11 protein-coding genes are annotated in these 12,934 nt (G+C 60.7%); 10 read left to right on the top strand and 1 reads right to left on the bottom strand.

Annotated elements, in window-relative coordinates; genetic code table 11:
• The first annotated feature begins 8 nt into the window (after positions 1-8).
• From lepB to pdxJ, 6 genes are read left to right on the top strand one after another with little or no spacing between them, the layout of a single operon-like run.
• On the top strand, positions 9-815 hold the full coding sequence (lepB, locus tag ACESMW_RS04190) for a signal peptidase I (protein WP_372985820.1): 807 nt from the start codon (positions 9-11) through the stop codon (positions 813-815).
• A gap of 27 nt (positions 816-842) precedes the next feature.
• Positions 843-1,232 (top strand): DUF4845 domain-containing protein, encoded by a 390-nt coding sequence (locus tag ACESMW_RS04185; protein WP_092004832.1) that lies wholly within the window; start codon positions 843-845, stop codon positions 1,230-1,232.
• Positions 1,229-1,918: a ribonuclease III gene (rnc, locus tag ACESMW_RS04180; RefSeq protein ID WP_092004827.1), complete on the top strand. Its 690-nt coding sequence runs from the start codon at positions 1,229-1,231 to the stop codon at positions 1,916-1,918. Before ACESMW_RS04185 ends, rnc begins: the two co-directional genes overlap by 4 nt.
• Positions 1,918-2,835, top strand: coding sequence for a GTPase Era (gene era / locus ACESMW_RS04175; RefSeq protein WP_372985819.1), 918 nt, complete (start codon positions 1,918-1,920; stop codon positions 2,833-2,835). Before rnc ends, era begins: the two co-directional genes overlap by 1 nt.
• Before the next feature lie 7 nt (positions 2,836-2,842).
• Entirely contained in the window at positions 2,843-3,571 is a 729-nt protein-coding gene (gene recO, locus ACESMW_RS04170) for a DNA repair protein RecO (protein WP_372985818.1), read from the top strand.
• The gene (gene pdxJ, locus ACESMW_RS04165; RefSeq protein ID WP_372985817.1) at positions 3,561-4,301 is read left to right on the top strand and encodes a pyridoxine 5'-phosphate synthase; all 741 of its coding nucleotides are present in this window, start codon (positions 3,561-3,563) and stop codon (positions 4,299-4,301) included. Before recO ends, pdxJ begins: the two co-directional genes overlap by 11 nt.
• 9 nt (positions 4,302-4,310) lie before the next feature.
• Here pdxJ and ACESMW_RS04160 read toward each other — a convergent pair whose 3' ends face one another.
• Positions 4,311-7,184 carry an ATP-binding protein gene (locus tag ACESMW_RS04160; RefSeq protein WP_372985816.1) on the bottom strand — a complete coding sequence of 958 codons (2,874 nt, stop codon included), beginning with the start codon at positions 7,182-7,184 and terminating at the stop codon, positions 4,311-4,313.
• Between the two features lie 221 nt (positions 7,185-7,405).
• On the opposite strand from ACESMW_RS04160, the gene cysM reads away from it, so the two are divergent.
• The 4 genes from cysM to mazG are packed head-to-tail and all read left to right on the top strand — an operon-like array spanning position 7,406 to position 12,816.
• Positions 7,406-8,299, top strand: coding sequence for a cysteine synthase CysM (gene cysM / locus ACESMW_RS04155; RefSeq protein ID WP_372985815.1), 894 nt, complete (start codon positions 7,406-7,408; stop codon positions 8,297-8,299).
• 23 nt (positions 8,300-8,322) lie between these two features.
• On the top strand, positions 8,323-9,672 hold the full coding sequence (rlmD, locus tag ACESMW_RS04150; protein ID WP_372985814.1) for a 23S rRNA (uracil(1939)-C(5))-methyltransferase RlmD: 1,350 nt from the start codon (positions 8,323-8,325) through the stop codon (positions 9,670-9,672).
• 58 nt (positions 9,673-9,730) lie between these two features.
• Positions 9,731-11,968, top strand: a complete 2,238-nt coding sequence (gene relA, locus ACESMW_RS04145) for a GTP diphosphokinase (RefSeq protein WP_372985813.1) — start codon at positions 9,731-9,733, stop codon at positions 11,966-11,968.
• Positions 11,965-12,816 (top strand): nucleoside triphosphate pyrophosphohydrolase, encoded by an 852-nt coding sequence (gene mazG / locus ACESMW_RS04140; protein ID WP_372985812.1) that lies wholly within the window; start codon positions 11,965-11,967, stop codon positions 12,814-12,816. The genes relA and mazG overlap by 4 nt, the downstream gene beginning before the upstream one ends.
• The last annotated feature ends 118 nt before the right edge of the window (positions 12,817-12,934 follow it).

Below are 12,934 nucleotides of genomic sequence, written 5' to 3'. Positions count from 1 at the left end.
GCACCCGGATGGATATCGATTTTCCCCTGGTTCTGGTAGTTCTGACCTTTGCGACAGGTCTGATCTGGCTGGCGGACAAACTCTTCCTGCGTGAACGGCGGCTCGCGGCGGCCCGGACCAGCAACCCGGGCACCGGCCAGGAAGATACACCGGTATCCGATGAGGAAGAACCGAAAGAGCCTTACCTGGTTGACCTGAGCCGATCGTTTTTCCCGGTTCTGGCCATCGTCCTGATCCTGCGCTCGTTTCTGGTCGAACCGTTCCAGATTCCATCCGGCTCCATGCTGCCGACACTGGAGGTGGGTGATTTCATCCTGGTCAACAAGTACGCCTACGGAATTCGCCTGCCGGTGGCCGGCACCAAGATCCTGGAGGTCGGGGACCCCGAGCGCGGCGATGTCATGGTGTTCAAGTACCCGGAAGACGGCGCTACCAACTACATCAAGCGGGTCATCGGGCTGCCGGGTGATCGCATCCGGTACCAGGACAAACAGCTGTTCATCAACGGTGAACTGGTAGACAGCCGGTTCGTTGCCCGATTGCCGCCGATGGAACTGCGGCGCGAGGACCTGGGTGAAGTGGAACACGATATCTTCCTGACCCTCGGACGGACCGGCAACTCCGGCGAAGGGGATTGGGTGGTTCCCGAAGGCCATTATTTCGTGATGGGCGACAACCGGGATAACAGTAACGACAGCCGCTACTGGGGCACGGTGCCGGACGAACTGATCGTCGGCAAGGCCTTTGCGATCTGGATGCACTGGAAATCGATCACCAGTCTGCCATCCTTTGATCGTGTCGGTGGTATCGAATAACACAGACTAATCTGGAGTGCAGTTATAATGAAGAAAAACAATCTCTCCACGATGGGGCGTCAGGGCGGCGCATCCGTCCTGACCATTCTGATCATGGTGCTGTTTTTCGGCAGCCTGCTGACACTGGTGGTCAAGCTTGGGCCGGTCTATATCGACGACATCACCATTCAGGAGGCCCTGGAGAGCCTGGATGGCACAGAAGGCCTTTCGACTATGGGGCCGGCACAGGTGCTTACCCTGATCAACAAGCGCCTGAGCGTGAACAATGTGCGTGGTTTCGATCCCAAGCACATTTCCGTGGAGAAGAATGGCGAATTCGTCGTGATCAAGGTGGATTACGAAGTTCGCAACAACCTTTTCAGTAACGTGGATACTGTTATCCACTTCAAGCATGAGTATGAGTTGAAGGGCAAGTGAGTTCACAACCGGATCTGGATCAGTTACAGCGGCGCATCGGCTATCAGTTCAAATCTCCCGAGCGGCTGCTGCTGGCGCTCACACACCGCAGTTACGGCAACCAGAACAACGAGCGACTGGAGTTCCTGGGGGACTCCATCGTCAATATGGTCATTGCCGAGTACCTGTTCCTGAACTTTGACAAGGCCCGGGAAGGGCAGCTGAGCCGGCTGCGTGCCCGCATGGTCAAGGGCGTGACCCTGGCTGAGATCGGTCGCGAGTTCGAGCTGGGGAAATACCTGCGCCTTGGATCCGGTGAACTCAAGAGCGGCGGATTCCGCCGGGAGTCCATCCTCGCCGATGCCGTCGAATCCATCATCGGCGCCATCTATCTGGACAGCGATTTCCACACCTGTCGTTCCCAGGTGCTGCGGTGGTTCGAGCAGCGCCTGCGAAACCTGGATCTGCAGGATACCCAGAAAGATCCCAAGACCAGGCTGCAGGAATATCTGCAGTCCCGGCAGTTCCCGCTCCCCCGCTATGACGTTATCTCCGTCGACGGTGAAGCACACAACCAGACATTCCATGTATCCTGCGCCCTGCCATCCCTCGATCGCAAGACTACCGGCACCGGCAGCAGCCGTCGTGTGGCCGAGCAGCAGGCAGCCCGTAACGCCCTGAAAGAGCTGGGTGTGGAGAATTCCTGATGAATGATATTACCCGTCCCGAGAATCCCGACAGTCGTTGCGGATTCGTGGCCATTGTCGGCCGCCCGAATGTCGGCAAGTCCACTCTGCTGAACCATATCCTGGGACAGAAGCTGAGCATTACCTCCCGCAAGCCACAGACCACCCGTCACCAGGTGCTGGGCATCAAGACCGTCGGCCCGGTCCAGGCCATCTATGTGGACACCCCGGGCATGCATGAAGACGAGCCCCGGGCCCTGAACCGCTACATGAACAAGGCGGCCTCGTCAGCGCTGATCGATGTGGATGTGGTGGTGTTCGTGGTGGACCAGCTGGCCTGGACCACTGCGGATGAAATGGTGCTGGAGAAGCTTTCCGGGGTGAAGTGCCCGGTGATCCTGGCCGTCAACAAGGTCGACAAGCTGGAAAACCGCGACGCCCTCTTGCCGCACCTGGAGATGCTGTCGAAGAAGCGGGAGTTCGCGGAGATCATTCCGCTGTCTGCCCTGCGGGAAACCAACCTTGAACCCCTGGAAGAGACGGTTGGCCGCTATCTGCCGGAGAGCGTGCACTTCTACCCGGATGACCAGATTACCGATCGCAGTGAGCGATTCATGGCGGCGGAAATTGTCCGGGAAAAAATCACCCGTCAGTTGGGCGCCGAGTTGCCCTATTCGGTGGCAGTGGAGATTGAGGAGTTCAAGCAGCAGGGCAAGACCCTGCATATTTCCGCCCTGATCCTGGTGGAGCGGGAAGGCCAGAAGAAAATCATCATCGGTGACAAGGGTGAGCGCATGCGCCGGATCGGCCAGGAAGCCCGCACCGACATGGAGCGTATGTTCGGGGGCAAGGTCATGCTCCGGCTGTGGGTCAAGGTGAAGCGCGGCTGGGCTGACAGTGACCGGGCACTCAAAAGCCTGGGCATGAACGACTTCTGAGGCATCTATGAGGGGGCTGGAGCAACAGGAGCCCGCCTATGTCATCCACCGCCGTCCGTGGCGGGAAACCAGCCTCATGGTGGATGTCTTCACCCTGAACCGGGGCCGGATGACTGTCATCGCGCGGGGGGCGAACAGTGCCAGAAGCCCGCTCAAGGCGCAGCTTCAACCCTTCCAGCCGCTCCTGCTGGACTGGACCGGGCGCGGTGACCTCAAGACACTGACCCAGGTCGAGGTGCGCCCCGGGCCGGAACTCAAGCGCACCGCGTCGCTCTACAGCGGTCTGTACCTGAATGAATTGCTGCAACGGATTCTACCTGTGGCCGATCCCCATCCCACCCTGTTTGCCGCCTACATTGATGCCATAAGCGAACTGTCTGCCACCTCCGACATAGAACCGGTGTTGCGCCGGTTCGAACAGACCTTCGCCGGCGCCCTTGGCTACGACTTTGCCTGGGATCAAACCACCGATACCGGTGAAGCGGTCGAGGCCGGCCAGCGCTACTGCTATGATCCGGAGCAGGGCATTGTCTCGAAACCTTTCCAGGGTGTGCGGTTGCAGGATTTGCCGGGTGAGGTTCTGCTGGCGATCGCCGCCGGCGACCTGGAATCCGCCCGCAGCCGACGGCTTGCCAAACGGGTCATGCGGGTGCTGGTCGACTACCTGCTGCAGGGCCGCCCATTGAACAGTCGAAGCCTTTTCAGTCACCTTCGGGGAGAACACCATGAATCCTAGAGTATTGCTTGGCGTCAACATCGATCACGTGGCCACCCTGCGCCAGGCCCGTGGCACCCGTTACCCGGATCCGGTACAGGCGGCGATCCTTGCCGAGGAAGCGGGGGCCGATGGTATCACCATTCACCCCAGGGAAGACCGGCGCCACATTCAGGACCGCGACGTGTTGTTGTTGCGTGAGGTCCTGCAGACCAAGATGAATCTCGAAATGGCCGTGACCGACGCCATGCTGGCGTTTGCCGAGCAGGTACGGCCGGAGTGTGTCTGCCTGGTGCCGGAGAAGCGGGAAGAGCTGACCACCGAGGGTGGTCTCGACGTTGATGGCCAGGAAACGCGGGTAGCCAAGGCGTGTGAGCGGCTGGGCCGGATCGGTGCCGAGGTTTCCCTGTTCATTGACCCGGACCCGGTCCAGATCGATGCAGCGGTTCGCTGTGGTGCGCCGGTGGTGGAGCTGCATACCGGCGAGTATGCCGAGGCAAAAACCGTCGAGGAGGTCGACAAGGCTTTCCAGACGATCGCCAATGCCGTGGCCTATGCCCGGAAGAAGGGTCTGATCGTGAACGCCGGCCACGGTCTTCACTATCACAACACCGAGCGGGTGGCTGCCATCCCCGGCATCAACGAGCTCAATATCGGCCACGCCATCATTGCCCGGGCCGTGTTCACCGGTCTCAAGGACGCCGTAGCCGATATGAAGGCCATTGTTGATCGGGCCCGCGGCCGCGCCTGAAGCCGGTGCTCAGGGCGCAGTGCCGGTCTGGTACTGATCCTGCCGGAACAGCTGTTGCCAGTCGGTCTGCTCGCTCCAGGCGTGCAGACGCTCCATGGCCTCGAGCATCTGGTCCTTGTGATCCCCGATATCCGGGGCCGAGCACTTGAGGGCGGTTTCCAGCTGATTGGCGGCGGCTCTCAACTCCGGCACACCGCAATAGCGGGTGGCGCCATGGAGCTTGTGAACGCAGTCCAGCAAACTGTCCTTGTCCTTTTTCGCCCAGAAGTCGCGGATTTTCTGCATATCCGGGCGCAGCTGTTCAATCAGCATGCTGAACAGCTCTTCCGCCAGGTCTGCCTTGCCGGCGGCCAGCTGGATACTCTCTGACACACTGACACAATCCTGCTGCACCCTGCGAGAAGACGGTCGCAGGGGCTGGCGGGTGTCGCGGACTTCGGAAAAATTGGACGGCGTGCTGCGATTGCCGCAGTCATACCCCGTGTATTCCCGAATAATCGCAGTCAGTTCGGTGCTGCTGATAGGCTTGGCCATGTAACCGTCAAAGCCCTGCTTTGCCAGCGCCTCCTGTTCATCGGCGAGGGCATGGGCAGTCAGGGCGATGATGGGAGTCCGGTGGCTGTTGGTGTCCAGCTCGCGAATCCGGGCCGTGGTTTCGACGCCATCCATGCCAGGCATCTGCAGGTCCATGAACACCAGGTCGAAGGACTTCTGCCGGGCCTTGCTCAAGGCTTCGAAGCCGTTGCAGGCCGACTCGGCCTCCAGCTGGCAGTCATCCAGCAGGGTCATGACCAGTTTCAGGTTGGCCTCGTTATCGTCCACCGCCAGTACCCTGGGGACGTCGTTCCGGACTTGTCGCCCGGCGCCCTGGGAGTAACTGTCGATTGCCCGCCCTCCGGCGTTGATGCCGTGCACGAGGAGCAACAGTTCGTCATAGAGGGCATTGCGGCACACCGGCTTGGTCAGATGACCACTGGCGAGCCCGGAGAGTCCGGCATCATGGGTCTCCAGGGTAGGCGTTAGCAGTAGCGTCCGGCAATCACGCTCGACTTCCAAGTTATGCAGCAGGTTGCGGTACTGACTGGAGTTGAGCAGGTTCCGGGTGATGCCGACAATGGCAACTGCGTAGCCGGCCTGGCTTTTCTGGGCTTCCTCGATCTGTTCCTGCATGGCGCCGGAGGAGGCAACGCGATCCACCACCATGCCCCAGTCCCGGAGCATATGTTCGACGGCCAGCCCCGTGGTTTTCTGATGTTCCAGATAGAGAACCTTTTCGCCCTTCAGGGCGTCCCTGGGAGCGACGGCCTCGCCGGTGGCTGACAGTTCGGTGTTCAGGGTAAACCAGAACGTGGAACCTTTGCCCAGCTCACTCTCCAGCCCGATCTGACCGCCCATTTCCTCCACCAGTCGTTTGGAGATGGCCAGCCCCAGGCCCGTCCCGCCATACTGCCGGGCAGTGGAGGCATCCGCCTGACTGAAGGCATTGAACAGGGACTGCTGCTGGGCCCGGGAAAGCCCGACGCCGGAATCGGTGATGCTGATTTTCACGCTCACCTGGTTGTTCTCCTGGTCTTCCTCCTCCAGGCTGGCCCGCAGCACCACTTCCCCGGTCTGGGTGAACTTGATGGCGTTGTTCACCAGGTTGGTGATGATCTGCTTGACCCGCAGCGGGTCGCCCATGACGTTATCCGGCACGTCGTTATAGACCAGCGGGGCCAGGTCCAGGTTCTTGCTGTGGGCCGCCGGCGCGAGCATGACCATCACTTCCTCGATGATGTCCCGGAGCTGGAAGGGCACCCGGTCCAGGATCAGCTTGCCGGCCTCGATCTTGGAGAAATCCAGGATGTCGTTGATGATCGTCAGCAGGATTTCCGAGGATTTCCGGATGGTATTGAGGTGATCCCGCTGCTGCCGTGGCAGGGGGCTTTTCAGCAGCAGTTCGGTAAAGCCGATGATGCCGTTGAGCGGCGTCCGGATCTCGTGGGACATGTTGGCCAGGAATTCCGACTTGATCCGGCTGGCTTCCAGTGCTTCCTTGCGGGCAAAGTCCAGTTCGATGTTCTGTATTTCGATGGTTTCCAGGGTCTCGCGCAGGTCTTCGGTGGCCTGGTCAATATTCTGCTGCATCTCGGCCTGGGCCTTGCTCAGCTCCTCGGCCATGTCATTGAGGCCGGATTCCAGCTGCTCGAATTCCGGGCCCGCACCGGTGTGGACCCGGGTATCGAGTTTGCCTTCCTTGAGCCGCGCCACTGCCTCGTTCAGCTCGAACACCGGATCGGTGAAGGCCCGGCTGAGGCGCATGGCAATGGCCAGGCTCAGGAGTACGCCACCGAGCACCAGCAGCAGGGAAATGAGCATGGCCTTGTAGGTTTCTTTCTCGGTGCGGACGTGGGACATCTCTACCGACACCCAGCCTAGCGGTGCCTTCAGCCCGTTCATGGACTGGCGGGCGTCCGGATCGAGCATGGTCTCGATCATCAGGTCCTGGAGGTGCACGGGGGTCACAAAGCGTGTGCTGTCCTCACCGGCCATACGGAGAGCATGGTCAGGGGGGAGTGTTCCGGAGGCGGGGGTCTGGGAACTGCCCGGTCCGGTGTGCAGCAGCCGGCGGCCGTCGCTGCCATAAAAGGTGATCGAACGGACATCCTGTTCTTCCAGCAGGGCGTTGGAGAGGCTGCTCAGCAGGCTGCGGTTGGCGGTAAACAGGCCATACTCGGAACCTGCGGCCAGCTGCCGGGACAGTGACTCCCCGCGATCGCTCAGCAGGCTCTCGATGTTGTTTACCCAGCTATAGGTGAAGAACAGCCCGAGAATCAGGGTGGTCAGCAAGGTGGGAACCAGAGTCACCACCAGCACTTTCTTGCGAATGCCCCAGCGCCGCATACGATTTTCCTGAAAATTGCCCTGCTACGGGAATGAACCCGCAGTCACTTCCCTGTCAGAATAGATGATCCGGCCGGGACTGACTGTGGTATCTGTCCCGGACCAGACAGAAAAAGTACAGGTTATAGCCGCGGGTCATGGATATAGCGAGAAGCTGTATTGGGATGCCGGGGCCATAACGCGTATGATTCGGAGCCAAAAGTGTACCACAGGGTTTTATTATGAATTTCCCCACCATTGAAGATTATGTTGGCCATACCCCGCTGGTCCGCCTGCAGCGCCTGCCGGGCGATACCAGCAATGTCATCCTGGCCAAGCTTGAGGGCAATAACCCAGCCGGTTCGGTGAAGGACCGCCCGGCACTCAGCATGATCCAGGAGGCCGAGCGCCGTGGCGAGATCAAACCCGGGGATACCCTGATCGAAGCCACCAGCGGCAACACCGGAATCGCCCTGGCCATGGCGGCGGCGATCAAGGGCTACCGCATGGTGCTGATCATGCCGGCCAACATGAGCGAGGAGCGTCGGGCTTCGATGCGTGCCTATGGTGCCGAAATCATTACCGTCAGCAAGGAAGAGGGCATGGAGGCGGCCCGCGACCTGGCTCTGGCGATGGAAGCCGAAGGCAAGGGCAAGGTGCTGGACCAGTTCAGCAACCCTGACAACCCGCTGGCCCACTATCGCACTACCGGTCCGGAGATCTGGGAGCAGACCGAAGGTCGCGTGACCCACTTTGTCAGCTCCATGGGTACCACCGGGACCATCATGGGTGTCTCCCGTTACCTCAAGGAGCGTAATCCCGATATCCGCATCATCGGCCTGCAGCCGAAGGAAGGCGCTTCCATTCCGGGCATCCGCCGCTGGCCCGAGGAATATTTGCCGAAGATCTACGATGCCACTCGCGTGGACCAGGTGCTCGATATCGGCCAGGAAGAGGCCGAGAACACCATGCGTGCCCTGGCCGCCCGGGAGGGTATTTTCTGTGGGGTGTCGTCCGGCGGTTCGATCGCAGCGGCCCTGAAGTTGTCAGAGCAGGTTGAAAACGCGGTGATCGTGGCCATTATCTGTGATCGCGGTGACCGGTACCTGTCGACAGGTGTCTTTCCCGGCGCCTGAACCAGCCAGCAAGAGATTTCAATATGAGTAGAAGACGCAGGAAGGTTCTGCCCAAGGAACCTGTGCGCTGTGTGATTGAAACCCTGAGCCATGACGGCCGGGGTATCGCCCGTAATGACGGCAAGACTCAGTTCGTGGACGGCGCACTGCCCGGCGAAACGGTGATGGCGAAAGTGGTCTCCACTCGCAGCAAATTCGACGAGCTGCGCACACTGGAGGTGCTGGAATCCTCGTCCGAGCGCCAGGAGACCCCCTGTGAATTTGCCGACCTGTGTGGCGGTTGCAGTCTGCAGCACATGAGCGGCGATGCCCAGATCCGGTTCAAGGAAGACACCCTGCGCCAGCATTTTGCCCATTTCGGGGGCATTGAACCGGAAGAATGGGTGGCGCCCATGCGTTCCGAGGCCAGTCTTGGTTACCGACGCAAGGCCCGCCTGGGTGTCCGTTTCGTCAAGGCCCGGGAGTCGGTGCTGGTGGGGTTCCGGGAGAAACGTAACAGCTTCCTGACCGACATTGACCGTTGCGTGGTCATGGATCCGCGCATCGGCGAGCGTATCCTGCCGCTGCGGGAACTGCTGCACAGCATGGATGCCTTCGACCGCATTCCCCAGGTCGAGGTGGCCTGCGGTGACGACATGGCAGCCATGGTGTTCCGCAACATGGATGAGCTCAGCCCCGGCGACCGGGAAAAGCTCATCGTCTTCGGCCAGGCCCATGACTTGCATATATACCTGCAGCCCAAGGGGCCGGACACCGTACACCGGATCTGGCCGGAATCAGCAGGCAGGGACGATGAGCGGCTGAGCTATCGCCTGGATGAGTTCGATCTGACCATGCAGTTTCATCCCATGGACTTTACCCAGGTCAATGCGGGGATCAACCGGTCCATGGTACACCGTGCGGTCGAGTGGCTGGACGTCCAGCCGGGCGAGCGGGTGCTGGACCTGTTCTGCGGGCTCGGTAACTTTACCCTGCCGCTGGCCCGTCGGGGTGGCCAGGTGGTCGGCGTCGAGGGCGACGAGGCCATGGTGGTACGTGGCCGGGAAAATGCCGGACACAATGGCCTGGACAATGTGACCTTTCACGGCGCTGACCTGCATGGCGATTTTACCGGTCAGTCCTGGGCAAAAGAGGGCTTTGACAAGATCCTGATCGATCCGCCCCGCTCCGGTGCGGAGGAGATCTGCAAATACCTGACGGCCTTCGGCGCCCGTCGTATTGTCTATGTCTCCTGCAACCCGGCAACCCTGGCCCGGGATGCGGGCGTCATGGTGCGCAATGGCTACCGCCTGGTGCGCGCCGGTGTGATGGACATGTTCCCGCACACCACCCATGTGGAGTCTATCGCCCTGTTCGAGCGGGCCGATCGCTGAACAGGATTGAGCGCGGGCAGGGATGTCCGCGACAACGAACAGGAACAACAAGACCGATATGGTAAAAGTTCGCGAAGATTATGCCGTAACAGGTGATGGCGAAGTCGACATCGAACGGTGCGTCAGCCACATCGCCTCGCAAACCCATCTCGAAGACGTTGACCAGTTCCGCCGGGCCTGTGAGAAATCGGCCGAGATCGATCTGCAGGCCTTTCGGGAAGACCGGCTGTGGGCACCGGGCTCCAGCAGTTTCCGGATCGGACTGGAGATGGCCCAGGTGCTGGCGGAGCTACACCTGGACCAGGCCAGTCTGGTCGCCGCCATCCTCTACCGGGCGGTGCGTGAGGAGCGGGTCCCGCTGGAGGAAATCCGCAAGGAGTTCGGCGATGAAGTCGCGGGGCTGATCAACGGTGTCCAGCAGATGGCGGCAATCTCCTCCATCCATCACCCGCTCAAGGGTAATGTGCTGGGCCAGAGCGAGGGTCAGCTGGATAACGTGCGCAAGATGCTGGTCACGATGATCGATGACGTGCGCGTTGCCCTGATCAAGCTGGCGGAGCGGACCTGTGCCATCCGAGCGGTCAAGAACGCGCCGGAAGAGAAGCGCATGCGGGTTGCCCGTGAGGTTTTCGATATCTACGCGCCCCTGGCTCACCGACTGGGTATCGGTCACATCAAGTGGGAGCTGGAGGATCTGTCCTTCCGTTACCTGCACGAAACTGCCTACAAGAAGATCGCCAAGCTGCTGGACGAGAAACGTCTCGACCGTGAGGGGTACATCCGCCGGGTGATTGAAACCCTGCAGGCGGAACTCCGGGCCTCCGGCATCGAGGGCGAGCTCTCCGGCCGGGCCAAGCATATTTACAGCATCTGGAGGAAGATGCGCCGCAAGGGCATCGACTTTTCCCAGGTCTACGACGTGCGCGCCGTGCGCATCCTGGTGCCCGAGGTGCGGGACTGCTATGCCGCGCTGGGGATCGTGCATTCGCTCTGGCGCCACATTCCCAACGAATTCGACGACTACATCGCCAACCCGAAGGAAAACGGTTACCAATCGCTCCATACCGCGGTGATCGGGCCCGAAGGCAAGGTCATGGAAGTGCAGATCCGGACCCACAAGATGCATCAGGAAGCGGAGCTGGGGGTCTGTGCCCACTGGCTGTACAAGGGTACCGACAAGCACAACAAGTCCACCGGTTACGACGCCAAGATCAATTGGTTGCGCCAGGTGCTGGAGTGGCAGGAAGAGCTGGGTGATCTGTCTGGCCTGGCCGATCATCTGAAGTCCGATGTGGCTTCGGACCGGGTGTATGTGTTCACCCCGGAAGGCCACGTGGTGGATCTGCCACAGGGCGCGACGCCGGTGGACTTTGCCTATCGGGTGCACACCGAGATTGGCCATGCCTGCCGGGGTGCCAGGGTCAACAGCCGGATTGTTCCGCTGACCTATCCGCTGAAGACCGGGGATCAGGTGTTCATCCTCACCTCCAACAACCCGGCGCCGAGCCGCGACTGGCTGAACCCGAGCCTGGGCTATATCCAGACCTCCAGGGCCCGGGCCAAGGTTACCCACTGGTTCAAGCAGCAGGACCGGGACCGCAACATTATCGACGGTCGCGCCATCCTGGAGGACGAGTTCAAGCGTCTGTCCCTGTATGACGTGGATCTCGAGGAACTGGCCCGGAAAGTGAACTGTCATAGCGCCGCCGACATGTTCGCGGCGGTGGGGGCCGGGGATCTGCGCCCGACCCACGTGGCCAACGTGGCCCAGCAGATGCTGGAGCCCCGTTCCGAGCAGCTGGACCTGAAACTGACCACCCAGCGCAGAAAGCCCTACGACACCGAATCGGATATCCAGATTCTCGGGGTGGGCAAGCTCAAAACCCAGGTGGCCAAATGCTGCAAGCCGCTGCCCGGGGATGCCATTGGTGGTTATATCACCGTGGGACGGGGAGTGACCGTGCATCGCCAGGATTGCCTGACCTTTCTCAACCTCCGGGAGTTCGAGCCGAACCGGATCATCGAGGTGAACTGGGGGGGCAAACCGGCGGCGGTCTATCCGGTGGATATCGAGATCGAGGCCTACGACCGTTCCGGACTGTTGCGGGACATTACCCAGGTGCTCTCAGCCTCCAAGAGCGATGTGCTGGCACTGAACACCCAGACCAACAAGGACGAGAACACCGCGACCATGACGGTCACCGTGGAAATCTCCAGCCTTGAGCAGCTGGCACGGTTGCTGGCGCAGATCCGTAACCTGCCAAATATCATCGACGTGAGGCGCAAGCGCGGATGAGTTACACCATTGACGATCTCAAAACGCTGATGGCCCGGCTGCGGGACCCTGAAATCGGTTGCCCGTGGGATACCAAACAGACCTACGGCACCATCGTGCCGCACACCATCGAAGAGGCCTACGAGGTGGCGGATGCCATTGAGCGTGGTGACTATCCCCACCTGAAGGATGAGCTGGGCGACCTGCTGTTCCAGGTCATCTTCTACGCCCAGATTGGCCGGGAAGACGGCCACTTTGATTTCGATGCCATTGTCGATCACCTGGTGCGGAAACTGGTGCGGCGTCACCCCCATGTCTTCCCCGAGGGCACGCTGGAGAGTCGGATCGACCCCGATAACCGGCCCAGTGAAGTCTGGATCAAGGAAAGCTGGGAGCGGATCAAGGCCGAAGAGCGAGCTGACAAGCCCGAGAGCACGGAGACCGTCAGTCGCCTGGACGGTATCGCGCGCACCCTGCCGGCCATGGCGCGGGCCGAGAAGCTCCAGCGTCGGGCTGCCCGCCACGGTTTTGACTGGCCGGACATCGAACCGGTGTTTGACAAGCTCCACGAGGAAATCGACGAACTCAAGGAAGCCTGGCAGGCGGCGGAGACCGGTGCCGGTGATCGCGATGCCGTCGAGGATGAGCTCGGGGATCTGATGTTTGTCTGCGTCAACCTGGCACGGTTCATGAAGGTAAATCCTGAACAGGCCCTCAAACGCACCAATCACAAATTCGAGGCCCGGTTTCGGGCCATCGAGCAGGTGCTGGGGCAGGAGGGCCGCGACATGGACGAGGAGTCCCTGGCGGCGCTGGATGCCATCTGGCAGGCGGTAAAGGGCGTCGAGAAGGACCGCTCCGGGCATTGAGAACCTGTATCCGGTAAGTACAATCCGTTACCAATCCGATGGTTCCCAAACCCTGGGCTTCGTCTACACTTCCGGTAACGGATGCACAACTTCAGTGCGCCGGATGCTATCAATAAGA

The organism is Marinobacter sp. (assembly GCF_041690455.1).
Taxonomy (GTDB): domain Bacteria; phylum Pseudomonadota; class Gammaproteobacteria; order Pseudomonadales; family Oleiphilaceae; genus Marinobacter.
This window is presented reverse-complemented; position numbering and strand designations above follow the sequence as displayed.